The 437-nt window shown below is 47.8% G+C and carries 3 tRNA genes; all 3 read right to left on the bottom strand.

Annotation, left to right across the window (positions count from 1 at the left end):
* Positions 1-113: 113 nt before the first annotated feature.
* Positions 114-189: transfer RNA gene (locus NR125_RS29370), tRNA-His, on the bottom strand.
* An 11-nt stretch (positions 190-200) separates the two neighbouring features.
* Positions 201-274, bottom strand: a tRNA-Trp gene (locus NR125_RS29365).
* Positions 275-281: 7 nt separating this feature from the next.
* Positions 282-365, bottom strand: a tRNA-Tyr gene (locus NR125_RS29360).
* Positions 366-437 lie beyond the last annotated feature (72 nt).

Below are 437 nucleotides of genomic sequence, written 5' to 3'. Positions count from 1 at the left end.
GAACCTGCGAGTGACGGAGTCAAAGTCCGGTGCCTTACCGCTTGGCTATAGCCCATTGATCGTTCATATTACATTTATATGAGAGTTATACTCGTACTGTTACTTTAAAATTATGGGGCGACTGATGGGAATCGAACCCACGAGTGTCGGAGCCACAATCCGATGCGTTAACCACTTCGCCACAGCCGCCATTATAAAATTGGCAGGGGTAGTAGGAATCGAACCCACATCAAAGGTTTTGGAGACCTTCGTTTTACCATTAAACTATACCCCTATATAAATGGTGGAGGGGGGCAGATTCGAACTGCCGAACCCGAAGGAGCGGATTTACAGTCCGCCGCGTTTAGCCACTTCGCTACCCCTCCATATTAACATAAAAAAATGGTGCCGGCGAGAGGACTTGAACCCCCAACCTACTGATTACAAGTCAGTTGCTC

Origin of the sequence: Cytobacillus sp. Bac17 (genome assembly GCF_024519925.1) — a bacterium.
Taxonomy (GTDB): Bacteria; Bacillota; Bacilli; order Bacillales; family Cytobacillaceae; genus Cytobacillus; species Cytobacillus pseudoceanisediminis.
Note: the sequence above shows the minus strand (reverse complement) of the source record. Positions and strands in the feature narration are given on the sequence as shown.